A 24,678-nucleotide genomic window follows, 5' to 3' on the forward strand; every position below is an offset into this window, starting at 1 on the left:
ACCGGGCTCAGTTGAGCTTTTGGAGCAGCGCTGTTGGTGTTGTTCCTGACAGCTCGCGGAATTCGCGCACCAGATGCGCCTGGTCGGCATAGCCGCATTCGACAGCCAGGTCGGCCCAGTCGATTTCGTCCGCATTGCGCGCCAGGCGTGCCGTGCGATCAAATCTGACGATGCGTGCGACCGCCTTCGGGCCGATGCCGACTTGGTCGGCAAATCGCGCTGCCAGATGTTTGCGGCTGCATCCGATCTCGCTGGCGATGGCTGCAATGCGGATACGTCCGCCGCTCGACGTGATTTTCGCCATGGCCCAGGCAATCTCGGCCGCTGGCGAAGCCGTGATCGCCAAACGCTCGACTATGTAGCTCTCGACAAGGTCCAGACGCCGATGCCAGCCCGTTTCCTGGCCGAGCCTTTCGCGTAGTGCATTGCCGTCCGGGCCGAGCACCTCATCGAGCGTCACCATGCGGTCGGCGAGTTCGTGCATCGGGATGCCGAAGAAGCGACGGGCGCCGAGCGGGGTGAAATTGACCTGGACGCAGCACGACCGGCCAAAGGAATCGATGACCACCGGACCGGCGTGAAGACCCGAGGCAAAGCTGGCATAGCGGTCATTGTCTCCAGGCGCCCGGCTCAGGCCGATAGCGAACGGCTCGCCGAAGCTGATGACAAGCGGCACCGTCAGCGAGGCTGCCTCGCTCTGCCTGACATAGGCAGGAACGAGTTCGCGAAAGCCGACGAGATCGGTGACGACGCCCGCAAGCGATCGTGACGGAGTGCGCCGCACCATCTCGAACTGCCCGGTGGAGTGATCCGCCGATGCATTCGTCGGCGCTTGGCTGTTTGCCATGGCTCCTGGCTCCGCTGAGGCGAAGCAACGTACTCCAGCGGCAGGTGGCGGTCAAAACGGGTCAGAATCCTACCATCACCCGCAGAGGGTTGGTTGGGTCGATGAGCAGGCGGATGGCGAGTGCAACGCAGGTGCAGACCAGGAGTGGCTTGATCAGCTTGGCGCCGCTACGCATCGCCATGTGGGCGCCGAGCCGTGCGCCGAGAAACTGCGCTGCGCCCATCATCAGCCCGATCTTCCAGTACACGGCACCGACAATGGCAAAGGCGAACAGGCCGCCGATGTTGGAGGCGAAATTCAACAGTTTGGTGTGGGCAGTGGCCTTGAGTATGCCGTAGCCGGCAAGCGACACGAAAGCGAGCATGAAGAACGAGCCGGTGCCGGGGCCGAAAACGCCGTCATAGAAACCGATTGCCGGCACCACCGTCACGCCGAACAGGAACGGCGTCATGCGCTCGGTGCGGTCGACGTCGCCCATGTTCGGCTTGAAGGCGAAGTAGAGCGCGATAGCCACCAGCAGGACCGGCATGAAAGCGCGCAGGATGTCGCCGGGAAGTATCGTTGCCAGCAATGCGCCGAATATCGAACCGATGCAGGACATGGCAGCGGCGGGCAATTGCTTGCGGATGTCGACATGGCCCTTGGCGGCGTAGGAGATGGTCGCAGAGCCCGATCCGAACAGCGATTGCAGCTTGTTGGTGCCGAGCGCCGTGACGGGCGGGAGGCCGGCCAGCAGCAGCGCCGGAATGGTGATCAGGCCGCCGCCGCCGGCAATGGAATCGATGAAGCCGGCAATGAACGCTGCGACCGTCAGGAGCAGGATCGTTTCGGTGGCTATTTCGAACATCGGCGCGGGCTCTGCCTGGAGGGAGCCGCCTTCGACCACAGCGAACCCGCTTGCGCAATAGCGGCCCAGAATCAGCCGCAGCTTGGCTGTTGGGCCACGTGTTTTTCGCCGCCATTTGTTCTATATCGGACACAGCAACTGCCTCGACGGAAGGGATTCGCATGGCGACGGGATTGCTGACCCAGATTCGTACGCTGTTCGAAGGCGACCCGGGGGTGCGCAAGGTCGCCGATGATCCGGTGCTTTCGGCCGAACTGCTTTTGCTTTTCCGCATGATCTTGGCGGACGGCGTAGCCAGCGACAGCGAGATGGTCGCATTTCGCCGGATTTGTACCCAGGCTTTCGGCATCGCCGAACAGAGCATCGACGCTGTCATCGAGTATCTCAACGAATTCGGCTACGAGACCAACGGCTCGCAGGCGATTGCGATGTTCCGCGATCTCGATGTCGAGCGGCGCAGGCAACTGGCACGGCACATGGCCGATATCGCCAAGGCTGACGCCCACCTGGCGGAAAACGAGGTCAAGCTCTTGCGCCGTACGCTCGATCTGCTTGGCATCAGCCCTGTCGACGTGGTGAAGCCGGCGACATAATGCCTGCCAACCGGCGGCTCACCCCTGTTCTTGCAGGCGCCGTGCAATCGCCCTGTGCAGATCGGGCGCTGCGGAAACTAGCGCTTGCGCCGCTTCCGATGCGGGGTGGCTGAGCACATCCGAAGTCTTGCCGCGCTCGACGATCCGGCCCTCATGCATGACCAACACGTCGTCGGTAATGGCGCGGGCCACCGTCAGGTCGTGGGTGATGAACAGATAGGCGACGCCGAGCTTCTGGTTGAGTTCTGCAAACAGGTCGAGGATCTGGGCGCGGATCGATACGTCGAGCGCCGATACCGGCTCGTCGGCGACGACCAGCTTCGGCCGGGTGATGATGGCGCGCGCGATGGACAGGCGTTGGCGCTGGCCGCCGGAAAATTCGTGCGGGTATTTCTCCATGTCGGACCGGTTGAGGCCGACCTCGTGCAGCGCGCGGGCCACCATGTCGCGGCGCTCCTTGCGGTCGGGACGACGTTCCAGAAGGTGCAGGGGCTCGGCGACCAGCCGTTCGACGGTATGGCGCGGATCGAAGGAACCGTAGGGATCCTGGAACACCACCTGCATGTTGCGCCGCGGCCGTCGCAGTTCCGCCTCGCTGCGCCCGGCGATGTCCATGCCGCGAAACTTGATGGCGCCCGAGGTCGGCGTGTCGAGCGCCAGGATCATGCGGGCAAGGGTGGACTTGCCACAGCCCGAGCGCCCGACAAGCGCCACCGACGCGCCGGGCTTCATCGTCAGCGAGACATTGTCCACCGCGCGTACCGGTTCCGACCTTGAAAACAGCGACCGGCGCGTGCCGGGATAGTCGCGCGTCACATTTGCGACGTCGAGCAGGTTTTCAGTGCCGGTCTCGTCCCCATGCGGCCTGACCCGAGCCGGAACATGGGTGGAAGCAAGAGCGAGTTGGCGCGTGTAGGGATGAGTGGCCTCCGAAAGCGTTCGGGCGGTGTCGCCACTTTCCATTACCGCGCCCTGGCGCAGGATGGTGATCCGGTCGGCCATCTCGGTGACAACCGCAAGGTCGTGCGAGATGAACAGCAGGCTCATCTTGCTTTCGCTGACCAATTCCTTGAGCAGATCGAGGATCTGGGCTTGCAAAACCACGTCGAGCGCGGTCGTCGGCTCGTCGGCGATCAGCAGCTTCGGCTTCAGCGCGCAGGCAATCGCGATCGCCACGCGCTGACGCTGGCCGCCGGACAGTTCGTGCGGATAGCGCGACAACGCAAATTTCTGCTCGGGCAGGCCGACGCGGTCGAGGATTTTCCTGGCGCGCTCTTCAGCCTCGGCGCGGCTGGCCCTGGTGTGCCAGCGGATACCTTCGGCGACCTGTTCGCCGATGGTCTTGACCGGGTTGAGCGCGGTCATCGGCTCCTGGAACACCATGCCGATGTCATCGCCGCGTAGGGCGCACATCTGAGGTTCGGTCGCGCCGAGGATGTCGATGCCGTTGAAGGTGATGCGCCCCTTCATCTGGGCATAGTCGGGCGTGAGCCGCATGACGGCAAGCGCCGTCATCGACTTGCCCGAACCGGATTCCCCGACGAGCCCCAGTACCTCGCCGGGGGCAATGGACAGGTCGATGTCCTTCAGCACTGACTGGCTGCCGATCTTCAGCGACAGTTTTTCGATCTCGAGCAGGCTCATGGCCGGCGCCTCGCGCGCGGATCGAATATGTCGGAAATGCCGTCGCCGAGCAGGTTGAGCCCGAGAACGGTAAGCAGGATGGCGCAGCCGGGGAACAGGGCGAGCCAAGGCGCCACGATCATCACCGTCTGGGCGTCGAACAGCATGCGGCCCCAACTCGGCATCGGTGGCTGCGTGCCGAGCCCGACATAGGACAGGGCGGCCTCGGCAAGGATGCCGAGCGCGAACTGGATGGTGCCCTGGACCAGCAGCAGATTGGCGATGTTGGGAATGATGTGCTCGACGGTGATGCGCGCCTTGCCCTTGCCGGCAGCACGGGCGGCAAGAATGTACTCGCGAGGCCAGATCGAGAGCGCACCGGCGCGGGCGACGCGGGCAAAAACCGGGATGTTGAAGATGCCGATGGCGATGATGGCGTTGATGGCGCTGGGGCCGAAGACAGCCGTGATCATGATCGCAGACAAAAGGGCAGGGAAGGCAAAGATGAGGTCGTTGAAGCGCATCAGCGCCTCGTCGATCCAGCCGCCGCGGGCCGCGGCCCAGCAGCCGAGCGGAACGCCGACGCCCATGCCGATGCCGACGGCGACGAGGGCGACGGCGATCGAATTGCGCGCGCCGATCATGATCATCGACAGCACGTCGCGGCCGAAGTGGTCGGTGCCGAACCAGTGGGCGGAGGAAGGCGGCTGCATGCGGTCGGCGACGATCAGCCTGGTGACGTCGAAGGGCGTCCAGAAGAACGAGACGAGCGCCATGGCCGCGACGACCAAGGTGATGAACAGGCCGATGATGAACGAGCGGTTGGTAAGGGCCCTGCCGGCGAGGGCGCCAAGGGTCGATGGGTTGCCGGGAACCGTGCCGCTCATTGCCGGGTCCTCAGGCGGGGGTCGACCAGCGCGTAAGAGAGGTCGACGAGCAGGTTCACGACGATCACGGCGGCGACGAGCAGCATGACCACGCTTTCGACCACGATCAGGTCGCGCTGGGTGATCGCCTGGAACACGAGGCGCCCAAGGCCGGGCAAATAGAAGACGTTCTCGATGATGATGGTGCCGGCAAGCAGGAAGGCAAATTGCAGGCCCATGATGGTCAGCACGGGAATCAGCGCGTTTCGCAAGGCATGCCGCCACATCACCGCGCGCATCGGCATGCCCTTGGCGCGGGCCGTGCGGATGTAGTCCTCGCCGAGCACCTCGACCAGGGCTGCACGGGTGACACGGGCAAGGATCGCTGCCTGCGGCAATGCGAGCGCCACCGCGGGCAGGACCAGCGCCTTGAGCGCAGGCCAGGCACCGGCTCCCCAGCCGGGAAAGCCGCCTGCCGGAACCAGCCGCAACCAGACGGCGAAGACATAGACCAACAGCAGCGCGAACCAGAAATTCGGCATCGCGACGCCGATCTGCGCCACCGCCATGGCTGCGGTGTCGCCGGCTCGACCACGACGCGCGGCGGCAAACAGCCCAATGGGAATGGCAATGAGCGTCGACAGCGCGAGTGCGATGATCGCCAGCGGAAAGGAGACGACGAAGCGCTCCTTGACCAGGTCGATGACGGGAACCGAATAGGTGTAGGATTTGCCGAAGTCCAGCGACAGCAGGCCCCGGGCCCAATCGAGATAGCGTACGATCAGCGGCTGGTTGAGCCCCATCTGGTCGCGCAGCAACTCGACCTGCGCTTCGCTGGCATTCATGCCAAGCATCACGCGAGCCGGGTCGCCCGGAACCACCTCCAGCATCAGGAACACCACGACCGAGGCGACCACGAGGGTCGCAGCACCGATCAGCAGGCGTTTGAGCAGATAGGCGGTCATGGGCTCAAACTGCCCGAGAAAACGCCGCTCCGAAAGCTCGCAAAGGTTGCGGAGCGGCTGAGTTCACAGGGTTCTTGTCAGTCGGCCCACTTGACCTTGGTCAGGTCGTTGGCCTGGATGGGGGAGTTCTCCCAAAGGCCTTCGACCTTGGCGTCCCAGATGCCGACCTTCGGCAATTCGAATAGGAAGCCGTTGACCGCATCGTCGGCGAGGATCTTCTGCGCCTGCTTGTAAAGCTCGGCGCGCTTGGCCTCGTCAGAAGTCAGGTTGAGCTCGTCGATGACCTTGTTGAACGCAGGGTTGTCGTAATTGAAGTAGTAGTCCTTGCGGGCGTAGATATCGATGTCGTTGGGCTCGGTATGCGAGACGATCGACAAGTCGTAATCCTTGTCGGTGAACACCTGCTTGAGCCAGTCGGCCCATTCGACCGGGATGATCTGCAGGTCGATGCCGATCTCGCGCAGCTGCGAGGCGACGATCTCGCCGCCCTGGCGGGCATAGCCGACCGGCGGCAGCTTGAGCGTTGCCTTGAAGCCATCGGGAAGTCCGGCCTCCTTGAGCAGTTCCTTGGCCTTGGCGACATCGTGCGGATAGGTGCCGGTGAGGTCGACATAGGCCGGGTTGTGCGGCGCAAAGTGCGAACCGATCGGCGTGCCGAGGCCGCCCGTGGCACCGTCGATCAACGCCTTGCGGTCGAGCGCATGGGCAATAGCCTGGCGCACCTTGAGATTGTCGAAGGGTGGCCGCTTGTTGTTGGTCGACAGCACCGTTTCGCCCTCGGTGGTGCCGATGACGACCTTGAAGCGCGGGTCGGCCTTGACCTGGGCGAGCGCGTCGCCGAGCGCGAAATTGGGCAGCGCCTGCACGTCGCCGGAAAGCAGGGCAGGGATCGCCGCGGCGGCATCGGGGATGATGCGGAACTCGGCCTTGTCCAGCGCGACCGGATCACCCCAGTAGCCGTCGGCCTTGACGAGCGTGATCGACGAGCCCTTGGCCCAGTTCTGGAACTTGAACGGCCCGGTGCCGACAGGCTTTTCCTTGTTGGTCTCGGCTGTCTCCGGCGCCACGATGACCGCGTCGCCCCAGCCGAGATTGTAGAGGAACGAGCCGAGCGGGTTCTTCAGCGTCACCTTGACGGTCGCGGGGTCGACCACTTCGACACTGTCGATTGGCGCGAACAGGCCCTTCTGGGCGTTGACCGAGGTCTCGCCACGGGCGCGGTCGAGTGAGAATTTCACGTCGGAGGCGTCAAAGTCGCTGCCGTCGTGGAACTTCACCCCCGAGCGCAGCTTGAACGTGTAGGTCTTGCCGTCGTCGGAAATCGTCCAGCTTTCGGCAAGGTCGGGCAGCACTTCACCACGCGAACCGATCCGGGTCAGGCCTTCGAAGACGTTGGCGTAAAGCACTTCGTCGATGGCTGCGGCGGCACCGGCGGTCGGGTCGAGGTGAGGCGGCTCCAGCGGCATGCCAAGCACAAGATCCGTGCGCGCGGCCATTGCGGCGGTGCTGGACGCCAGCGCCAGCGCTGCAGCTGCCAGGATGGTTTTCCACTGCTTCATGCTCAGATCTCCCCGCTTCATTTCGACCCGCCGGATAGAAGCGCGATTTTCCGGCCGAGTAAATCAAGTTTGTTGCAATTGCAGCGGCGCTGCCGAATTGAATTTTTCCCGGCGGCGTGCCCGAGCGTTGCTTGCTCGTTCAGCCGTTGAACTGGCCACGCAGCAAGACGTCGAGCCCGATTGCCATCACCTTTGCCGATTGCACCATGTCATCTATGCCGACCCACTCGTCGGGCCGGTGCGCGAGGTCGAGAATACCGGGGCCATAGGCGATGCAATCGTACAGGTGGCCGATACGGGCGACGTGCTTCTGATCGTAGGTGCCGGGCGAGATGACGTATTCCGGCTCCTTGTCGAAGATCTCGCGGATGCCTTTGGCGATGGCCGAGGCAACCGGCGCATCGCGCTCGGTCATCAGCGGCTGGACCTCCATGATGTCGCGGATCTCGTAGTCGAATTTTTTCCGCTCGCGCTTCAGGCGATCGAGAATGCTTGTGACTTCGCCCTTCACGTCGATGATGTTCTCCTCGAGCAGGAAACGCCGGTCGATGGTCAGCCGGCAGGAATCGGGCACGTTGGGCGAAGGCAGGCCGGGGCGGAAATCGTCGGTCTGGCCGCCATGGATGGAGTTGATGTTCATCGTCGAGCGCCGCGCACCCTCCGGCACCACCGGCATGCGCGTGGTCTTGCGATCAAGCGCAGGGAATAGCTCCTGCTCGAAGGCTTCGAGCACGGCGCCCATGTGGCGAACGGCACAATCACCCAGGAACGGCATCGAGCCGTGCGCGATCTCGCCCTTGGTCTCGATCTCGGCCCACCAAACGCCGCGATGGCCGAGGCAGATCCGATCCTTGTTGAGCGGTTCGGGGATGATGACGTGGTCGACCTTGGGCTGCGAGAAATAGCCCTTGCCGGCGAGATAGGCGACGCCGCCGAAACCGCCCGATTCCTCGTCGACAGTGCCTGATATCTCGATGGCGCCGGGGAAATCCGGGTTCACGTCCATGAACGCTTCCGCCGCGATTATCGAGGCGGCGAGCCCGCCCTTCATGTCGCAGGCACCGCGGCCATAGACGCGACCGTCACGGATGACCCCTGCGAAAGGATCGACGGTCCAGCCTTCGCCGGCTTCGACGACGTCGATATGCGAGTTGAAATGAACCGTCTGGCCACGCGAACGGCCGTCGAAGCGGGCGACGACATTAATGCGGGGATAGCGGTCGGTATCGCCGGGTGTGCCCTCGGCACGGATGTACTCGATACCAAAACCGCGCTTGGCGAGACGCGCGCCGAGAAACTCGGCACAGGGACGATAAGCGTCGCCGGGCGGATTGATGGTGGGAAAGCGGATCAATTCGGCCGTGAGCGCGGCCAGTTCGTCGCGGCGGTCGTCTATGATCTTGAAAAGCTTGTCATACATGCGTTCGACACGAACCCGATTTGCCTGTCGATTACAGTCTTGCGCATCCGCGCAAACGTGTCGAGCGCGCCGACTGCCCGGAAACCGGGCAGCCGGACTTGGGAGGGGCGCTAGGGACGAACGGCCGTGACTTCGATTTCGACCAGCCAGCCGGGAGCGACGAGGCCGGCGACCTGCATCACCGAGCGAGCCGGCAGGTTGGGCTGTTCCTTGGTGCCGAAGAACTGGACGTAGCCTTCCATGAAGCCGCCGAAATCCATCTTGCCGCCCTTGTCGGGGTCGCCGACCAGGAAAACCTGCATCTTGACCACGTCGCCCATCTTCAGGCCGAGGCTGTCGAGCGTCTTTTCGATCGACTTCAGGACCGATTCGGTCTGGGTCTTGGTGTTGCCATAGGCGGCGAGGCTGCCTTTTTCGGCCTTTTCGTCGACGACGGACGGCACCGCGCCGCTGACATAGACGGTCGTCTTGCCCGCCGGCACCTCGACTGCCTGGGCGATCGGGAAGTCCGAATTCGGGTTTTTGTGGCGCAAGACATTCTGGGCCATCGCGCTTCCGCCGAGGAAAAGGCCAGCCGCAAGCGCAGCGGCGCCGATCCGCATCTTTGTCATCTCTTTCTCCTTTTGCCGCATGGAAACGGAGCAGTCGGCAGGATCACCGGCTGCCTTGGACGGGTCAGAGAATCGCTCCAACCTGTTGAACAGGCATCTTCAAGGGTCGATTCTGGCGATGATGTGTCAGCGCGAGCCGGCAACGTCCTCGGCCGTCACCGCATCCTTGTAGTCATTGCCGAAATTGGTTCGGACATAGTTGACCACCGCGGCGACCTGGTCGTCGCTCATCATCTTGCCGACCGGAGGCATGCCTTTGAGGCCATGCAGGATGACGAAGACCGGGTAGCCGCCGGCCTCCAGGTTCACGTTCTTGGCGAGGGCCGGGTACTTGCCGGCGCCGACCGCGCCCTGGCCCTGGTCCATGTGACAGGCCTGGCAGACATTGGCGTACAGTTCCTGGCCGGTCTTTTCGGAGAAATTGTCGCCGTCGCTGAATGTGGCGCCGGCCGAATCGGCCAGTGCCACCGTGGCAGAGAAAGCCGTGACGAGGGCGGTTGCGGCCACCAGGCCGAGTGAGTGCTTGGGTTGCTGGGTCATATTGGCATGCCTTGCGAGAACGAGGGGTGAGGGACAAACGGCATGGCCGTCATCCCGCGACGACACGTTGATGCAGCCTGGTGATGGCATCGAGCGACGACAGGATCGCGCCCTCCATCCACGCAGGGATGTAGGAGGCATGCTCGCCGGCCAACACGATGCGCCCGTCGATCTGGCACAGGTTGTCGTAGTGCTCCTTGCGCGCTTCCTCCGTCCAGTCGCCGGCGCAGCCGAGGGTGAAGGGCGAACGATGCCAGGCCATCGAGATGCCGTTCTCGAACTCATCCTTGTATTGCGGGTGGATCATCGTGCCGTATTCGACGGCACGCTTGACGCGCTCCTCGGGCGCCATCGAAGTGAACTCGTAGGAGTGCGGCCCATTCCAGGTGTAGGCGCCGAGCAGCACGCCCTTGCCATTGGTGTTGAAGCTGGTGCTCGGATAGGAGATCTGGGTGATCGGCAGGTCGGTATAGCTGACGCCGCCGAAGATCAGTTCGTCCTGTTCCCAGAAGCGGCGCTTGAACTGCAGGCCGACCTTGACCGACGAGGCATAGGGCACCGCCTCGATGGCTGCCTGCATCGGTGCGCCGACATTGATCTCGATCTGGGCGAGGATAGTCAGCGGAATGGTGCAGATGCACCAGTCAGCCTTTTCCTCGGCCGTCGTGCCGGGTTTTTGGACGTCCTCATAGGTGACGGTCACGCCCTTTTCGTCCTGATGGATCTTGGAGACCTTGGCGTTGTAGGTGATGAGATCGCCGACCTCCTTGGTGAAGGCCTTGCCGATCATGTCGATGCCGCCGACCGGCTGGAACATGGTCGTCTGGAATTCGTAGAGCGCGAAGTTGGCCAGGCTGCCCCACAGGCCCGAGCTCAGAATGTCGGTCAGCGCAATGGGATCGCTCGGCACAGGTGCCGCGCCGAGGCCGCCGCCGGGATCCTTGGCAAAGCCGCGGAATTCGGAAGTAGCAACGCTCTTGGTATAGGCATAGTCCTTGTCGAGCGCCCCCCACGAGCGCAGCGCCTCGACCAGCATCTCCTGGTCTTCCTTGGTGACGCCGCCTTCGAGCTTGCCGGTATGGGCGACCTTGGCCAGCAATTCCGAAACGTGGCCCTGGAAGTCGATCTTGATGTCGCGCACGCGCTGCGGCTTTCCGCCGAATGCCTTGGACGAATGCAGGAAGGCGTTGTGATTGAGCTGCTGGAACGGCTCGAGCGTGACGCCGAGGCGCCGGCAATAGGCTAGAAGCCCGTTGTGGTGATACGGAATGCGCCACGGGCCGGGATTGATGTAGAGGCCTTCGTCGAATTCGCATTTCTGCGTCGCGCCACCGAGTTCGGTGTAGCTGTCGCCGCCACGCAGCGTCCAGTTTCGGCCGCCCGACCTGTTGTTGTATTCGAGGATCTTGACCTTGTATCCGGCCTGGCGAAGCTCGAGCGCGGCCGTCATGCCGGCAAGGCCGGCGCCCAGGATGAGCACGGTGGCGCCCTTCGGATCGCCTTCCAGCTTGACCGGTCCCTTGTAGCCGGATTCAACGGCCAGCCCGAGGCTGGTCATGGCCTGATACATGGCCGCCGAGCCTGCTGTCAGGCCGATCAACGACAGCAGGTTGCGCCTGCTCATACCGCTAAAATATTGGGATGATTGCATTTTCGAGATCCTCCGGGCGACGGTCCGATGTCGGCCGCACGTTGTCCGGCTGGAGCACGATGGAACCTCGCTCCAGCTGCAGGGGCGAGCCTATGCCCATGCATGGGCGTGTCAACTGGGCCAGACCAGGGTGGCGATAGGGGCTGGCGGGATGCCATGGGAAGTCGGCGAAGAGCGTTTTTGTCGCCCCTGGCAATGCCCGTTTCGGGCGCCACTCGCTCCCATGTTGTATATTTACCAACCGTACAACTTTTCATGCTCCCATCTTCGTCAGGGCAGAAAAACTGCCGGACAGGGGAGTGTACGACAGATGTACAAGGCGCTCTTCGTTGCCGCCGCTTTGGCTCTTGCTGGACTTCCGGCCCAGGCACTGGCCGATGTTCTTGTCGCCAGGGTCAACGTCTCGAGCCAGACCATGACGGTCAGCATGGGCGGGCGGGTGATCCACCAATGGCCGGTGTCGACGGCGCGCAGGGGGTATGTCACGCCGCGCGGCAGTTGGCGGCCCAAGCGCCTGCACCGGATCTGGTACTCACAGAAATATGACAACTCGCCGATGCCCTATTCGGTCTTCTACAATGGCGGCTATGCCATCCACGGCACGGGCGCTGTACGCCAACTCGGCCGGCCGGCATCGCATGGCTGCGTCCGGTTGCAGACAGCCAACGCCGCCAGGTTCTATGCCTTGGTCAAGGAAGTTGGCGCGCGCAATACGAGAATCGTCGTCACCAATTAGGATGCTGTCGTTTCAAGCAGCCTGTAGCTTATGTTGCGGATTTGCCGCACAGGAGGCCCAAATGTGCTTTGCAAGTCGGCAAGATCATACTCATTTTCTCGACTGCCTGCTAATGTGACTGCAACTCAGGCTGGAATTTCTTTCGAGGGGATTTCATGAAACGGGTTCTGGCGGCAGCTTTCCTGGCGCTCACTTCTTCCGCAGCATTCGCAGCAGACGTCGTCCAGCCGATCGTAGAGGAGCCAGTTGTTGCTGGCCCACGCGTCTCCGGACATATCGAAGCCTATCTCGGCGGGATTTGGCTCGACGCTGACGGCGGCAACCTGGATGGTTGGGTTGCCGGCGGTGCCGCAAGATTGAATTATCCGATCGATGCGCGCTGGAACATCCAGGGCGACCTCTTTGCCGACGGGCTGTGGATCGATGAAGGCGACGCGAACAGCTATGGCGGCGCGTTGCATGCCTACTGGCGCGATCCCAGCCGCTTCGCGGTAGGCGCCTTTGCCACTATCAATGGCTATGGTGGCGATACCGGACCAACAGATCTCTATAGTTTCACGGTCGGCCCGGAAGCTCAGGTCTATTTCGACAACGTGACCCTGTATGGACAGGCTTATTATGGCCAGTTGCGCCAATCCGGCTTCTCCGAGCACGCCGACATCTGGGGCGTTCGCGGTGTGGCGCGCTACTTTGCGCAGCCAAATCTGCGGTTTGATGGCGAAATCGGCTATCGGTCGGTCGATCTTCCGGGTGCGGAAGGTGACACGGTAACACTTGCCCTGCAGGGCAACTACCGCTTTGACAACACCCCCTGGACAGTGTTTGGCCGTTACCAGTTCGATCACCTCAGCACGTCCAGTGATGTCAATATTCACAAGCTGGTTCTTGGCATCCGCGCCACATTCGGTGCCGATACGCTGCTGGACGAGGACCGCAATGGCGCGACGATGGATACGCAGCGGTCGAGCTATCTGTTCTTCTAGACCCCATTTCGCAGAGACGGGCCTGCGACGGCCGGGGAGTGGGGGCTCCCCGGCCTTTTCATTTGCAGCACGACATGAGGCGCTCGAACTAAGTTGCTATCAGTAAATAGACAAATTTTGCCGTAGAGAGCCGTTTTCAAGCATTTCCTTTCGGTGTTGGCCTCGCTAGGACTCTTGCCTAGGGAGCCCGCCGAATGAAATCAGAACCGCATGTAGCGCTTTCGGAGCCCGTCTCCGATGAGGTCCGCAAGACCACATGCTACATGTGCGCCTGCCGCTGCGGCATCGACGTCCATCTCAAGGACGGCAAGGTCCGCTACATCGAAGGCAACCGCGACCATCCGGTCAATCGCGGCGTGCTCTGCGCCAAGGGCTCGGCCGGAATCATGCAGCACTACGCGCCGGCGCGGCTGCGCGCACCGCTGCTCAGGACCGGGCCGCGCGGCTCGGGTCAGTTCAAGGAAATCTCCTGGGACGAGGCCCTGGCTCTGGCCACCGACTGGCTGGACGGCGTCCGGCAGGACGATCCGAAGAAGCTCGCCTTCTTTACCGGGCGCGACCAGTCGCAGTCGCTGACCGGGTTCTGGGCGCAGCAGTTCGGCACGCCGAATTATGCCGCCCATGGCGGATTCTGCTCGGTCAACATGGCGGCGGCCGGCATCATGACCATTGGCGGGGCGTTTTGGGAATTCGGTGCGCCCGACTGGGACCGGACCAAGCTCTTCGTCATGTTCGGTGTCGCCGAGGACCACGATTCCAATCCGATCAAGATCGGCATCTCGAAGCTCAAGAAGCGCGGCGCGCGTTTCGTCTCGGTCAATCCGGTGCGAACCGGCTATTCCGCCGTCGCCGACAACTGGATCGGTATCCGGCCCGGCACCGATGGCCTGCTGATCCTTGCGGTGGTGCACGAACTGCTCAAGGCGCGGAAGATCGATGTCGACTACATCGTGCGTTATTCCAACGCGACCTGGCTGGTACTCGACGCGCCGGGAACCGCCGAACACGGGCTTTTCGTCCGCGACGACAACGGCAAGCCGCAGGTCTTCGAAACGGTGACCGAGCACGTCGTGCCACTGGGCACCAGGGGCGCGCGGGCGGCCTTGTCGGGCCGGGTAGAGCTACCGGATGGCCGCTTCGCCGTGCCGTCATTCCAGCTCCTCGCCGAAAAATACCTCGATCCACAATATGCGCCGGAAGCGGTCGCCAAGGAGACCGGCATTGCTGCCGATGTCATCCGCGGACTGGCGGCCGAGATCGCGCGCGTCGCCTTCGATGAGGCGATCAGCATCGACCAGCCCTGGACCGACATGAATGACGAGCGCCACGAGGCGTTTGTCGGCCGGCCGGTGTCGTTCCATGCCATGCGCGGGCTTTCGGCCCACTCCAATGGCTTCCAGACGGCGCGCGCGCTGCACATGCTGCAGGTGCTGATCGGCGCCGTCGACTGCCCGGGCGCATTCCGTTTCGAGCCGCCTTATCCCAAGCCGATCGAAGCGCATCCGACGCCGCACGGCAAGGCCGAGCATTTCGGCTCCAACAAGCCGCTTTCGGGCCCGCATCTCGGCTTTCCCCGGGGGCCGGAAGATCTGTTGCTCGACGCCGAAGGCAAGCCGATGCGCATCGACAAGGCGTTTTCATGGGACGCGCCGATCTCGGCTCACGGGCTGATGCACATGGTGATCGCCAATGCGCATGCCGGCGATCCGTACCCGATCGACCTGATGTTCCTCTACATGGCCAACATGGCCTGGAACTCGTCGATGAACACGGCCGGCGTCATCAAGATGCTCGAGGACAAGGATCCTGATACCGGCGAGTACCGCATCCCGAAGATCATCTATTCGGATGCCTATTCCTCCGAGATGGTGGCTTACGCCGACCTCGTGCTGCCCGACACGACCTATCTCGAACGACATGACTGCATTTCGCTGCTCGACCGGCCGATTTCCGAACCGGATGCCGTGCAGGACGCGATCCGCTGGCCGGTGGTCGAGCCAGATCGCGACGTGCGCGGTTTCCAGTCGGTGCTGATCGACCTCGGCGCGCGGCTCAGGCTGCCCGGCTTCGTCGATAGCCGCGGCAAGGCGCTCTACAAAGACTACGCCGACTATATCGTGCGCCACGAGCGGCGGCCTGGCATAGGCCCGCTGGCGGGCTTCCGCGGCAGCAATGGCGACCGCACCGGGCGAGGGGCGATCAATCCGGAGCAGCTCAATCGCTATATCGAGAACGGCTCGTTCTTCTCAGTGCACATCCCGCTCGAAGCCCAGTTCTTCAAGCATGCCAACAAGGCCTACCAGGATTTCGCCGTCCGTATGGGCTTCTTCGACGAGCCGAAGCCGGTAACCTTCCAGCTCTACCAGGAAACGCTGCAGAAATTCCGGCTCTCGGCAGAGTGCCTGCGCGAGCCGGTGGCACCTGAGACGCATCGCGAACGCATCCTCGCCACCTTCGATCCGTTGCCGGTGTGGTACCGGCCGTTCGAGGAGGCCGCCGTCAGCCGCGAGGAGTATCCCTACCACGCCATTACCCAGCGTCCGGCGGCGATGTATCATTCCTGGGGCTCGATGAACGCCTGGCTGCGCCAGATTCATACGAAAAACCCGCTCTACGTGCCGGGTTCAATCTGCGACGAGATCGGGCTGGTCGACGGCGACTGGGTCTGGGTGATTTCGCATCACGGCCGCATCAAGGTCGAGATAGCGCGGATGGAGGCGGTCAACTCAAGTACGATCTGGACCTGGAATGCCATCGGCAAGCGGGAAGGCGCATGGGCCCTCGACAAGGACGCGCCGGAAGCCAAAAAAGGCTTCCTGATGAACCACTTGATCCATGAACTTCTACCGCCGAAGGGCGACGGAATGCGCTGGTCGAACTCCGATCCGATCACCGGCCAGGCGGCTTGGTACGACCTCAGGGTTCGGATCGAGAAGGCCGAGCGAGCCGAGGTCAGCGAACCGCATTTTGGTGCGGTAGCACCGGAGCGCGCGCAAGCGGAAGAACTCCGCTACGGCCAGGAGTGGGCGAAATGACCCTGCTGCCGTCGTCGCCAACGCCTAGGAAACTCGGGCTCGTCATCGACCTCGATGTCTGTGTCGGCTGCCATGCCTGCGTCATCAGCTGCAAGGAATGGAATACCGGCGGCTATGGCGCCGCATTGTCGGATCAGGACCCCTATGGTGCTGATGTCTCCGGTACCTTCCTCAACCGCATCCACACCTTCGAGGTCCTGCCGGAGGGCGGGCAGGTGATCGGCGAGGCGGGCGAAGCGCGCATCGTGCATTTCCCAAAATCCTGCCTGCACTGCGAGGACGCGCCTTGCGTCACCGTGTGCCCGACGGGCGCCTCCTACAAGCGCGCCGAAGACGGCATCGTTCTGGTCGACGAGAGCAAATGCATCGGCTGTGGGCTGTGTGCCTGGTCCTGCGCCTATGGCGCGCGCGAAATGGACCTCGCCGCAGGGGTGATGAAGAAGTGCACGCTGTGCGTCGACCGCGTCTACAACGAGACGCTGAAGGAGGTCGACCGCATTCCGTCCTGCGTGCGTACATGCCCGGCCAATGCCCGGCACTACGGCGATCTCGGCGATCCGGGCTCGGATGTCTCCCGCATGGTGGCCGAACGCGGCGGCTACGACCTGATGCCGGAACAGGGGACACGCCCGACCAACAAATATCTGCCGCCGCGTGCGCGCAAGCCACTCGCCGCAAGTGCCGGTTCGGCGGTGCTCGCTGAAAACACCGACGGCGCCAAGGGTTTTTTTGCCTGGCTCGACGGCATGCTGGACCGAATCTGAAACATGCATCCCGCACCTTCCATCATCCTGTTCACGACGCTTTCCGGGCTCGGCTACGGCCTGGCGGCGGTGCTGGGTCTCGGCCTGCTCGACGCTTCAACCTTGTCGGTGAAAATTGCGCATCTGGCTGCGCCGGTGATGATTGCCGGCGGGCTGCTGTCGTCGACTTTGCACCTCGGCAACCCGCAGCGCGCCTGGCGGGCGCTGTCGCAATGGCGGTCAAGCTGGCTGTCGCGCGAAGGCGTGATGGCAATACTGACCTTCGTGCCACTGATGATTTCCGCCTGGTTTTCGGTAATCGAGGGGCGGTACCTTCCGGCTGCCGGTCTGATCGGCACGGCCATGTGTGGCATCACGGTCTTTTGCACAGCGATGATCTATGCCTCGCTGCGCTCGCTCCAGGCCTGGAACACCGGGTTTACGCCACTTTGCTACCTGTTGTTCGCCGCCGCAGGCGGCTTCCTGCTTGCAGCCGTCGCCGGGTACTCATCCGGCACGGGCGGCACGGTTTGCGCCGCAATCGCGGCTCTGTTTGTCGTGGCGGCGTGGATTGCCAAGCACCAATGGTGGACACGCTTGCGGACACTCGTGCCCCTGTCGACGCCCGAGAGTGCCACCGGGCTCGGCAATATCGGCCACGTTCGGCTGTTCGAGCGGCCGCACATCAACGATAACTACCTGACCCGTGAGATGGGCTTCAAGGTCGCCCGCAAGCACGCACTGAAGCTGTCGAAGATTGCGGTGATTGCCGGCGGCGCCGTGCCAGTGTTGCTGCTGGTGGTCGCGATGCTCTCAGGCGTGGGCGCCGTGACCATCGTCGCATCGGTACTTGCCGTTGGGTTCTATGCGCTTGGCCTGGTCGTTGAACGCTGGCTTTTCTTCGCCGAGGCTCGTCACGCCGTCATGAACTATTACGGCGGGTAGCGCGTCGGCGAGGCTCAGGAATCGGCAGCCAGCTTGTCGGTCTTGTTGGCCTTCCGGCGCTTTCCCTTGGAAAGCGTCCAGCGCTTGTGGAACCACATCCACTGCCCCGGATCCTCGCGAATCCAGCGTTCGACGGCATCGTTGAGCATCTGGGTGGTCGCTTGGACGTCGACCGCGCCGTCGGCGCGGCGCGGCAGCGTCAGCTTTTCCTCGACGGACAGGCGGTAGCGGTTGCCTGGAAGCCGGACGCAATGGGCGGGATAGACGTCGCACTCATAGTGGCGCGCCAGCATGGCGAGCACCGGATTGGTTTCGCATTCGCGACCAAAGAAGGTCGTCCGCAGGCCGCGGTTGAATTTCTGGTCGACAAGAACCCCAACGTTGCCGCCGCGGTCGAGGATGCCTGCCAGTGCAAATGATGCGCCGCGCTGCGAGGCCAGCAGGTCGCCCATGTTCGACGTGCGCGTCGAGAGGATGTACTCGGCGAGATAGGGATTGTTCGGAGGCCTGAACAGCGCCGTGATCTTCATGCCGAAGGTCGCGGCGGCAATCGGCAAGAGCTCGAAATTGCCGAGATGTGCGGTGAAGAGGATATGCGGCTTTTCCTCGCCGGCGATCTCGGCGAAATGCTCGTCGCCCGCCACTTCGATGCGGCCGGGCGTGCTTGCCTTGGGATCGAAATCGAAGATTTGCTCGAGGAAGATGTACTCCGCGCCTAGCCGGCCCATATTGCCCCACATGTCGAGGGCGATGGCTTCGATCTCGGCTTCGCTCTTTTCCGGGTAGGCATTGCGCAGGTTGGAGAGGGCAACCCGATGGCGGCCGAACCACGGGCCGACGGTACGTGCCGCGCGGTCGGCGAAGTTCAGCGCCTTGTCGACCGGAAAGAGGCGAAGCAGCTTGAGCACCACGAGAGCCACCTGTGCGACCAGCCAGTAGTTCAGCATGCGCAGCCGCCCCATGATCCGAACGACCGTGGGGTTGGGTATCTTGCTGGCCTTCTTGCGGGGCAACTCCGGCAAACCCTCAGTCGATACGGAGGATGATCTTGCCGAACACGTCACGACCTTCCATCCGCTTCAGTGCGGTGTCGATGGAGGTGAAGTCCACCTCGGTGTCGATGATCGGCTTGACGAGACCGGCGGCCATCTTCTGCATGGCGTCGGCCATGTTTTCCATGCGGCAGCCGAAGGAGCCGAGGATCTTCAGCTGCTGCTGGAACAGCATCATCAGGTTCATGTCGGTGGAAACGCCTGATGTCGAGCCGCAAGTCACGAGGCGGCCGCCACGCTTCAGGCTGAACATAGAGCCAGCCCAGGTGTCCTTGCCGACGTGCTCGAAGACGACGTCGACGCCCTTCTTCCTGGTCAGCTTGCGCACCACGCCTTCGAAACGGTCTTCGCGGTAGTTTATGACATGATCGGCGCCGAGAGCCTTGGCCTTCTCGATCTTGTCGTTCGAGCCGACAGTGGTGATGACGGTGCAGCCCATCTTCTTGGCTAGCTGGATCGCTGCCGAGCCGATGCCCGAACCGCCGGCGTGGATCAGGATCGTCTCGCCCGGTTCAAGCTTGGCGTTGTCGAACAGCATGTGCTCGACGGTACCAAAGGTGACCGGGGCGACTGCAGCACCAATGGCGTCGACGCCGGGAGGGGCGGGGACGAGCAGTCGTGCCGGCAGGTTGATTTTTTCCTGGGCAAAGCCGTCGAGGTGGAAGCCGTGCACGCCCGAGACGTGCTCGCAGAGATTGTCACGACCCTCGCGGCACGGGCGGCACAGGCCACAGGTGCGGGCACCGTAGATCGAGACCAACTGACCGGGTTTGAGACCGGTGACGCCGGGGCCGACCTCATCGACCTCGCCCGAGGCTTCGGCGCCGATGACCAGCGGCATCTTGCGCTTGGCAAAGGCCATGCCGCGCCAGCCCCATACGTCGATGTGGTTGAGCGCCACGGCCTTGATGCGGAGCGTGACTTCGCCGAGGCCGGGTGGCGGCGGCGGAGCGATGTCCACCTGCTCGAGCCGGCGGTCCTCGACGAGCTGCAATGCGCGCATGATGTCGCTAAATCCTTGTCTCTGGAACGTTGAGACGGTCGCTTAGACCGGTTCCCGCGCCATGACAAGGCAGGTGTTCTGGCCGCCGAAGCCGAAGGAGTTGGAAAGCACGGTGCGAACTTCGGCCTTCCGCTTCACATTCGGCACCACGTCGAGCTCGATCGAAGGATCGGGATTGTCGTAGTTGATGGTCGGTGGAATGACGCCCTCGCGCATGGTCATCAGCGAGAATGCCGCTTCGATGGCCCCTGCTGCCGACAGCGTGTGACCGATCATCGACTTGTTGGAAGAGACGGGAATCTTGCGGATGCGTTCGCCGAACACAGTCGACAGCGACAGGTGTTCCATCTTGTCGTTTTCAGGCGTCGACGTGCCATGGGCGTTGACGTAGTCGATCTCGTCTTCGCGGAGGCCTGCGTCGGCGAGGGCGGCCTTGACCGCGCCGATGGCGGGCGAACCGTCCGGCTTGGAGCGGGTACGGTGGAAGTCGTCCGACTTTTCGCCGCAGCCGCGCAGGATGCCGAGGACTTCCGCTCCGCGGGCGAGCGCGCTTTCGAGCGATTCCAGCACCAGCGCTGCGGAGCCTTCCGCCAGCACGAAGCCGTCGCGGTCCTTGGAGAATGGCTTGGAGGCCTTTGCCGGCACCGCGTTGTTGGTTGAAAGCGCCGAAAGCAGCGAAAAGCGGATCAGCGCCTCGGCGGTAGCTGAGCCGTCGGCGCCGATTGACAGCGCGCGGTCGCATTCGCCGCGGCGGATGGCCTCGACGCCAAGCTGGATCGCGGTGGCACCCGACGCGCAGGCGGTCGAGAGCGTGATCGGCAGGCCACGCGTGCCGAACAGGTCGGCAAGACGGTCGGCGATGGAGCCGAACTGCGCCGTTTCGAACATGTCGAGCGAGTTCTGGCTGCGCGCCACCTTAAGCAGGCGCTCGTAGCCGGAGCCTTCCTTGTCGCCGGCATAGAGCGCGAGGCGGTCGGCCCAGTCGAGCTCGACCGGCGGCGAGGCAAGGAACAGCGGGCCATCGAAATCCCCGGTGTCCAGCCCAGCCTCGGCCACGGCTTCCTTGGCGGCCGTCTCCGCCAGTTCGTATGTGAGGGCGCTGGAACCCTTGGTGCTCGACGGCAGGAAATCGATCATGCCCGAAATTTGGGTGTTGAGGAGAGCGACCGGGAAGCGGGTGATCGGGTGAATGCCCGACTTGCCCGATGTCAGCGCCGCCCAGTTTTCGGCCTTGCCGACGCCAAGCGAGGTGACGACACCGATGCCGGTGACGGCGACGACGGGTCTGCCGAGATGATCCTTCAGATTGGCCATGTTTTGTCCTGACACCCTTCAGCGCGGCGCGGAAACGAGCGCCATGCCTTCGAATTGGTGATAGCCGACCGCAGTTGCCAGCACTGATGCGGGCTTTCCGGCGAATGCCTTCTCGCCGGCCTCGAAGGCCGGATAGCCGGCGCCGCGGCTGACGGCGAGCGCGGCAAGCGCCACCGCGAACGGGAACTGCGCTTCCTTCATGTGTCCGGTGAGCGACGAAAGGGCGCGGGCTGCAATCGCCGGGTTGGCTTCCAATGCCGCCTTTTCGGCGGCTGTGGCGGCATGCGCGCCCGAGGCGCCAGAAATTGCCAGCAGCTCGCCGCCGGGCAGTTCAGTCCTGGAAATCAGCTCAGCAATGCCTGCTTCGAGCCCGCCATTGCGACGCCTGGTACGACCCGAAACGACTGGGCCGAGCTGGGCGTAGATATTCTGGCCGCGGGCTTCGGCATGTTCGCGCGCTTCCAGCACGAGGAAAGCGCCGCCGGAGCCGGTGACCACGCCGCCACCTTCCGAGCCCTGCCTTTGCCAGACGGGCTTCCAGGGCCCGCGGTGCAGATAGCGCCCGAGTTCGTAGCCGAGCAGCATGTCGGGGTGCTCGGTCTGGAACGAGCCGCCGACCAGCACATGCGTCGACTGTCCCGACCGGATGCGGGCCGCTGCGGTCTCGATGGCGGCAACGCCTGCGCCTTCTTCGCCCATGAAAGTGCGGGAAGAGCCCGTGACCTTGTGGACGATCGAGATGTTGCCGGCGAGCAGATTGGAAAGCTGTGCCAGGAAAAGCGTAGGCCTGAGTTCCGTGGTCAGCTTCTCATTGAGCAGCACGTCGCGGTCGGTGCGGTTTTCGGATGCCGCCAGCACGCCGGCGTCGACCGCTTCGTCGCGCTCGCCGCCGCCGGCGGCCACAACCATGTCCATGGTCGCGGTGAGGTCATCATTGCCCTTGATGCCGGCATCGTCGAGCGCCATGCCCGCCGTATAGGTGCCAAGCCGCTGCCAGGTTTCCATCTGCCGCTGGTCGCCGCGCTTGGCGATCTGCAGGCCCCAATCGATCTCGGGCAGGGGATGCACGACATAGGGATGAAAGCGCTCGGCGTCGGTGACCGGTGCCACGCCGGGCGCGGTCATCTTGTCCCAATGGGCATCGCCGCCTTCTCCGAGCGAGGAGACAAGGCCGATGCCTGATATGACGACGTCGCGGTTGACCATGGGTGGCTTCAGCGTGCTCAGGCGTTCTTGGCGGCGACGAGTGCGTCGATCTTGGCGCAGAGGTTCTTCATGACGAAGTACTCGTCGGTCGAAGCCTTGCCGTCGTTGACTTCCTGCGTCCACTTCTCGAGCGGCACCTTGATGCCGAATTCCTTGTCGATGGCAAAGACGATGTCGAGGAAGTCGAGGCTGTCGATGCCCAGATCGTCAATGGTGTGGCTCTCGGGCGTGATGGTGTCGATGTCGATCTCGCTGGTTTCGGCAATGATCTTGGCGACTTTCTCGAATGTCGTGGACACGTTTTTTCCTTTGATGAGGGCGGTCATGAATCCGGGACAGATTCTGCGCGCATAGTTTTGAGGGGCTGTCTAATCGGTTTTTCCGGGCAGGAAAAGGCCCAATCCTGCGGCTTGGTTGACGCAACCGGCTGGGCAGGTCGGGGCAAGCAAGGGCAGCGCGCCACTAAAAGACGATGCGGCCGAGCACATGCAGCCTTTCTCCTTGCAGGCCGACGATCAGCGCTTCGCCCTCGCGCGCCGCCGCTCCGGTCAGCGCCTGGATGTTCTCCAGGTGGGTCACAAGCACGAGATTGTCCGAGCCGGAATAGTTGCGGATTATCTCCAGGATTGCGGCGACATCGACCTCCGCGGTTGCCTCGGTGGGTTTGTCGAGCGCGGCCAGCGGTTCAACCACCTGGTCATTAAAGGCGAGGCGGGCGGTTTCCAGCGTCCGGCAGAACCGGCTGGCCAACACCTTTTCGACGGGGGCTGCGCGGGCGGCGAACAATGCGCCGATCTTGCGCGCCTGCTGGCGACCGCGGTCGGACAGATTGAGCTGGGTCGCACATTTTTCGATGTCGAAGTTTGGCGGTTCGACAGTGCCGGTGGTCATCGCGTTGCGCAGCAGCACGACATGGCCGCCGTTGCGCAGCAATGCCCAGCCGGCTTCGGTGGCGTGGGCAGGCAGCGCGCCGAACAAAAACATGACCGCAATGGCAATTCTAAGCATGAATGATCCCGAACAGGCGACGCGGATATAGGGATGCCAAAGCCGAATGAAAGGCAAGGCGATGCCAAATGCTGGTGAGAGCTTCAACTCGCCGCATGGGAGCTTGATCGGAGCCGGTCAGGGAGCAATGCTTTGACAAGCCGATTCCCGAATTCGCCAGAGTGCCGATGTCACCGCTTGCTGAAACAGTACTCTTCGTCTTCGGCCTCGTGGCCTTGGGATATATCTCAGGCGTTACCGGCTACCTGCGAACTGAAACCGGCGATGCGCTTTCAGAGTTCGCCATCGGCGTGGCTCTGCCGCTCTTGCTGTTCCGCACCATGATCGGGGCTAACTTCCATGGCTCGGCGCCGTGGGCGCTGTGGGCGACCTATTTCATTGCCGTTGCCGTGGCCTGGACCGCCGGCCATCTGGCGACAACCCGTTTGTTCGGCCGCGACGGACAGGCGGGCGTGGTCGGCGGCGTCTCATCGGCCTTTTCCAACCTGGTGTTGCTCGGCATTCCGTTCATGCTTGGCGTCTTCGGCCAGCAGGGGTTCGAGATCCTTTCGCTGATCGTCTCGGTGCATTTGCCGACGATGATGATGGCCTCGATCATTCTTTTCGAGATGTTCGGTCCCAGGCGCAACGAGCCGGTGCATCCGCTCGCCATCGTCCGCGATTTCCTGCGCAAGATGTTTACCAACCCGTTGATTATCGGCATTCTGGCAGGCCTTGCCTGGCGTGCGACCGGTTTCCCGCTGCCCTCGCTCGCGATCCGCTTCGTCGATGCACTGGCCAATATCGCAGGCCCGGTCGCGCTGTTTGCGATGGGGCTGGGGCTTAGGAAGTTCGGCATTTCCGGCAACATCAAGCCGGCACTGGCACTGTCGGTGCTCAAGTTGATGCTGATGCCGGCGGTTGCGCTCGCCTTTGCATGGCTGTTCGGGCTGCCGCCATTGTCGGCCAAGGTGGCGGTCGCGGCGGCGAGCCTGCCCTCGGGCGTCAATTCCTATCTCATCGCCACGCAGTTCGGCACCGGCCAGGCACTCGCATCCAACCAGATGACCATCGCGACCGCCTGCGCCGTGGTGACGACCGCTTTCTGGCTGACGATTGCAACGATGGTGTTCGGCTGAGGGCGGGACATTC

The 24,678-nt window shown here is 63.2% G+C and carries 23 protein-coding genes; 7 read left to right on the top strand and 16 right to left on the bottom strand.

Annotation, left to right across the window (positions count from 1 at the left end; all coding sequences use genetic code 11):
* Positions 1-7: 7 nt before the first annotated feature.
* Together GGQ99_RS03270 and GGQ99_RS03275 are read right to left on the bottom strand one after the other, a co-directional pair.
* Positions 8-847, bottom strand: a complete 840-nt coding sequence (locus tag GGQ99_RS03270) for a helix-turn-helix transcriptional regulator (RefSeq protein WP_183260626.1) — start codon at positions 845-847, stop codon at positions 8-10.
* Between the two features lie 61 nt (positions 848-908).
* Positions 909-1,694, bottom strand: a complete 786-nt coding sequence (locus tag GGQ99_RS03275; protein ID WP_183260628.1) for a TSUP family transporter — start codon at positions 1,692-1,694, stop codon at positions 909-911.
* Between the two features lie 161 nt (positions 1,695-1,855).
* Between GGQ99_RS03275 and GGQ99_RS03280 the strand changes: the two genes are divergently transcribed.
* Positions 1,856-2,287, top strand: coding sequence for a tellurite resistance TerB family protein (locus tag GGQ99_RS03280; RefSeq protein ID WP_183260630.1), 432 nt, complete (start codon positions 1,856-1,858; stop codon positions 2,285-2,287).
* A gap of 18 nt (positions 2,288-2,305) precedes the next feature.
* Here GGQ99_RS03280 and GGQ99_RS03285 read toward each other — a convergent pair whose 3' ends face one another.
* The 8 genes from GGQ99_RS03285 to GGQ99_RS03320 form a co-directional block, all read right to left on the bottom strand.
* Positions 2,306-3,931 (bottom strand): ABC transporter ATP-binding protein, encoded by a 1,626-nt coding sequence (locus tag GGQ99_RS03285; RefSeq protein ID WP_183260631.1) that lies wholly within the window; start codon positions 3,929-3,931, stop codon positions 2,306-2,308.
* Positions 3,928-4,797 (bottom strand): ABC transporter permease, encoded by an 870-nt coding sequence (locus GGQ99_RS03290; RefSeq protein ID WP_183260633.1) that lies wholly within the window; start codon positions 4,795-4,797, stop codon positions 3,928-3,930. Before GGQ99_RS03290 ends, GGQ99_RS03285 begins: the two co-directional genes overlap by 4 nt.
* Positions 4,794-5,741: an ABC transporter permease gene (locus GGQ99_RS03295; RefSeq protein WP_183260635.1), complete on the bottom strand. Its 948-nt coding sequence runs from the start codon at positions 5,739-5,741 to the stop codon at positions 4,794-4,796. Before GGQ99_RS03295 ends, GGQ99_RS03290 begins: the two co-directional genes overlap by 4 nt.
* 77 nt (positions 5,742-5,818) lie before the next feature.
* The gene (locus GGQ99_RS03300; protein ID WP_183260637.1) at positions 5,819-7,300 is read right to left on the bottom strand and encodes an ABC transporter substrate-binding protein; all 1,482 of its coding nucleotides are present in this window, start codon (positions 7,298-7,300) and stop codon (positions 5,819-5,821) included.
* A gap of 139 nt (positions 7,301-7,439) precedes the next feature.
* Positions 7,440-8,720 carry an acetylornithine deacetylase/succinyl-diaminopimelate desuccinylase family protein gene (locus GGQ99_RS03305; RefSeq protein ID WP_183260639.1) on the bottom strand — a complete coding sequence of 427 codons (1,281 nt, stop codon included), beginning with the start codon at positions 8,718-8,720 and terminating at the stop codon, positions 7,440-7,442.
* 110 nt (positions 8,721-8,830) lie between these two features.
* Positions 8,831-9,331 carry a RidA family protein gene (locus GGQ99_RS03310; RefSeq protein ID WP_183260641.1) on the bottom strand — a complete coding sequence of 167 codons (501 nt, stop codon included), beginning with the start codon at positions 9,329-9,331 and terminating at the stop codon, positions 8,831-8,833.
* A 126-nt stretch (positions 9,332-9,457) separates the two neighbouring features.
* Complete coding sequence (locus GGQ99_RS03315) at positions 9,458-9,871, bottom strand: c-type cytochrome (protein WP_108607831.1); 414 nt, start codon at positions 9,869-9,871, stop codon at positions 9,458-9,460.
* 49 nt (positions 9,872-9,920) lie between these two features.
* Complete coding sequence (locus GGQ99_RS03320) at positions 9,921-11,522, bottom strand: flavin monoamine oxidase family protein (protein WP_246389396.1); 1,602 nt, start codon at positions 11,520-11,522, stop codon at positions 9,921-9,923.
* Positions 11,523-11,832: 310 nt separating this feature from the next.
* On the opposite strand from GGQ99_RS03320, the gene GGQ99_RS03325 reads away from it, so the two are divergent.
* The 5 genes from GGQ99_RS03325 (at position 11,833) to GGQ99_RS03345 (ending at position 17,964) form a co-directional block, all read left to right on the top strand.
* Positions 11,833-12,258, top strand: a complete 426-nt coding sequence (locus GGQ99_RS03325) for a L,D-transpeptidase (protein ID WP_108607833.1) — start codon at positions 11,833-11,835, stop codon at positions 12,256-12,258.
* 155 nt (positions 12,259-12,413) lie between these two features.
* On the top strand, positions 12,414-13,241 hold the full coding sequence (locus GGQ99_RS03330) for a hypothetical protein (protein ID WP_183260643.1): 828 nt from the start codon (positions 12,414-12,416) through the stop codon (positions 13,239-13,241).
* A 194-nt stretch (positions 13,242-13,435) separates the two neighbouring features.
* Positions 13,436-16,276 carry a molybdopterin oxidoreductase family protein gene (locus GGQ99_RS03335; RefSeq protein WP_183260645.1) on the top strand — a complete coding sequence of 947 codons (2,841 nt, stop codon included), beginning with the start codon at positions 13,436-13,438 and terminating at the stop codon, positions 16,274-16,276.
* A complete protein-coding gene (locus GGQ99_RS03340; protein WP_183260647.1) occupies positions 16,273-17,040 on the top strand; it encodes a 4Fe-4S dicluster domain-containing protein in 768 nt (255 codons plus the stop codon). Before GGQ99_RS03335 ends, GGQ99_RS03340 begins: the two co-directional genes overlap by 4 nt.
* Positions 17,041-17,043: 3 nt before the next feature.
* Positions 17,044-17,964: a dimethyl sulfoxide reductase anchor subunit family protein gene (locus GGQ99_RS03345; protein WP_183260649.1), complete on the top strand. Its 921-nt coding sequence runs from the start codon at positions 17,044-17,046 to the stop codon at positions 17,962-17,964.
* Positions 17,965-17,978: 14 nt separating this feature from the next.
* On the opposite strand, the gene GGQ99_RS03350 is transcribed toward GGQ99_RS03345, so the two are convergent.
* The 6 genes from GGQ99_RS03350 to GGQ99_RS03375 all read right to left on the bottom strand — a co-directional run bounded on the left by GGQ99_RS03350 (position 17,979) and on the right by GGQ99_RS03375 (position 23,547).
* A complete protein-coding gene (locus GGQ99_RS03350) occupies positions 17,979-18,926 on the bottom strand; it encodes a lipid A biosynthesis lauroyl acyltransferase (RefSeq protein WP_183262343.1) in 948 nt (315 codons plus the stop codon).
* 64 nt (positions 18,927-18,990) lie between these two features.
* Complete coding sequence (locus tag GGQ99_RS03355) at positions 18,991-20,019, bottom strand: zinc-binding dehydrogenase (RefSeq protein ID WP_183260650.1); 1,029 nt, start codon at positions 20,017-20,019, stop codon at positions 18,991-18,993.
* Between the two features lie 42 nt (positions 20,020-20,061).
* The gene (locus GGQ99_RS03360; protein ID WP_183260652.1) at positions 20,062-21,333 is read right to left on the bottom strand and encodes a beta-ketoacyl-ACP synthase; all 1,272 of its coding nucleotides are present in this window, start codon (positions 21,331-21,333) and stop codon (positions 20,062-20,064) included.
* An 18-nt stretch (positions 21,334-21,351) separates the two neighbouring features.
* Entirely contained in the window at positions 21,352-22,539 is a 1,188-nt protein-coding gene (locus GGQ99_RS03365) for a beta-ketoacyl-ACP synthase (RefSeq protein ID WP_183260654.1), read from the bottom strand.
* 17 nt (positions 22,540-22,556) lie between these two features.
* Positions 22,557-22,865, bottom strand: a complete 309-nt coding sequence (locus GGQ99_RS03370; protein ID WP_183260656.1) for an acyl carrier protein — start codon at positions 22,863-22,865, stop codon at positions 22,557-22,559.
* Positions 22,866-23,001: 136 nt separating this feature from the next.
* Positions 23,002-23,547 carry a histidine phosphatase family protein gene (locus GGQ99_RS03375; RefSeq protein ID WP_108609862.1) on the bottom strand — a complete coding sequence of 182 codons (546 nt, stop codon included), beginning with the start codon at positions 23,545-23,547 and terminating at the stop codon, positions 23,002-23,004.
* A 167-nt stretch (positions 23,548-23,714) separates the two neighbouring features.
* Between GGQ99_RS03375 and GGQ99_RS03380 the strand changes: the two genes are divergently transcribed.
* Entirely contained in the window at positions 23,715-24,665 is a 951-nt protein-coding gene (locus tag GGQ99_RS03380) for an AEC family transporter (RefSeq protein ID WP_183260658.1), read from the top strand.
* Positions 24,666-24,678: the final 13 nt, after the last annotated feature.

The sequence above is a fragment of the Aminobacter niigataensis genome, from assembly GCF_014200015.1.
GTDB lineage: Bacteria > Pseudomonadota > Alphaproteobacteria > Rhizobiales > Rhizobiaceae > Aminobacter > Aminobacter niigataensis.

Excerpts from the sequence above, each read along its gene's own strand:
- GGQ99_RS03375 (WP_108609862.1), bottom strand. The coding sequence starts at position 23,547 with ATGCTTAGAATTGCCATTGCGGTCATGTTTTTGTTCGGCGCGCTGCCT.
- GGQ99_RS03285 (WP_183260631.1), bottom strand. The coding sequence starts at position 3,931 with ATGAGCCTGCTCGAGATCGAAAAACTGTCGCTGAAGATCGGCAGCCAG.
- GGQ99_RS03295 (WP_183260635.1), bottom strand. The coding sequence starts at position 5,741 with ATGACCGCCTATCTGCTCAAACGCCTGCTGATCGGTGCTGCGACCCTC.
- GGQ99_RS03345 (WP_183260649.1), top strand. The coding sequence starts at position 17,044 with ATGCATCCCGCACCTTCCATCATCCTGTTCACGACGCTTTCCGGGCTC.
- GGQ99_RS03355 (WP_183260650.1), bottom strand. The coding sequence starts at position 20,019 with ATGCGCGCATTGCAGCTCGTCGAGGACCGCCGGCTCGAGCAGGTGGAC.
- GGQ99_RS03370 (WP_183260656.1), bottom strand. The coding sequence starts at position 22,865 with ATGACCGCCCTCATCAAAGGAAAAAACGTGTCCACGACATTCGAGAAA.
- GGQ99_RS03300 (WP_183260637.1), bottom strand. The coding sequence starts at position 7,300 with ATGAAGCAGTGGAAAACCATCCTGGCAGCTGCAGCGCTGGCGCTGGCG.
- GGQ99_RS03320 (WP_246389396.1), bottom strand. The coding sequence starts at position 11,522 with ATGCAATCATCCCAATATTTTAGCGGTATGAGCAGGCGCAACCTGCTG.
- GGQ99_RS03270 (WP_183260626.1), bottom strand. The coding sequence starts at position 847 with ATGGCAAACAGCCAAGCGCCGACGAATGCATCGGCGGATCACTCCACC.
- GGQ99_RS03275 (WP_183260628.1), bottom strand. The coding sequence starts at position 1,694 with ATGTTCGAAATAGCCACCGAAACGATCCTGCTCCTGACGGTCGCAGCG.
- GGQ99_RS03290 (WP_183260633.1), bottom strand. The coding sequence starts at position 4,797 with ATGAGCGGCACGGTTCCCGGCAACCCATCGACCCTTGGCGCCCTCGCC.
- GGQ99_RS03350 (WP_183262343.1), bottom strand. The coding sequence starts at position 18,926 with ATGGGGCGGCTGCGCATGCTGAACTACTGGCTGGTCGCACAGGTGGCT.
- GGQ99_RS03330 (WP_183260643.1), top strand. The coding sequence starts at position 12,414 with ATGAAACGGGTTCTGGCGGCAGCTTTCCTGGCGCTCACTTCTTCCGCA.
- GGQ99_RS03380 (WP_183260658.1), top strand. The coding sequence starts at position 23,715 with ATGTCACCGCTTGCTGAAACAGTACTCTTCGTCTTCGGCCTCGTGGCC.
- GGQ99_RS03315 (WP_108607831.1), bottom strand. The coding sequence starts at position 9,871 with ATGACCCAGCAACCCAAGCACTCACTCGGCCTGGTGGCCGCAACCGCC.
- GGQ99_RS03310 (WP_183260641.1), bottom strand. The coding sequence starts at position 9,331 with ATGACAAAGATGCGGATCGGCGCCGCTGCGCTTGCGGCTGGCCTTTTC.
- GGQ99_RS03365 (WP_183260654.1), bottom strand. The coding sequence starts at position 22,539 with ATGGTCAACCGCGACGTCGTCATATCAGGCATCGGCCTTGTCTCCTCG.
- GGQ99_RS03325 (WP_108607833.1), top strand. The coding sequence starts at position 11,833 with ATGTACAAGGCGCTCTTCGTTGCCGCCGCTTTGGCTCTTGCTGGACTT.
- GGQ99_RS03280 (WP_183260630.1), top strand. The coding sequence starts at position 1,856 with ATGGCGACGGGATTGCTGACCCAGATTCGTACGCTGTTCGAAGGCGAC.
- GGQ99_RS03335 (WP_183260645.1), top strand. The coding sequence starts at position 13,436 with ATGAAATCAGAACCGCATGTAGCGCTTTCGGAGCCCGTCTCCGATGAG.
- GGQ99_RS03340 (WP_183260647.1), top strand. The coding sequence starts at position 16,273 with ATGACCCTGCTGCCGTCGTCGCCAACGCCTAGGAAACTCGGGCTCGTC.
- GGQ99_RS03360 (WP_183260652.1), bottom strand. The coding sequence starts at position 21,333 with ATGGCCAATCTGAAGGATCATCTCGGCAGACCCGTCGTCGCCGTCACC.
- GGQ99_RS03305 (WP_183260639.1), bottom strand. The coding sequence starts at position 8,720 with ATGTATGACAAGCTTTTCAAGATCATAGACGACCGCCGCGACGAACTG.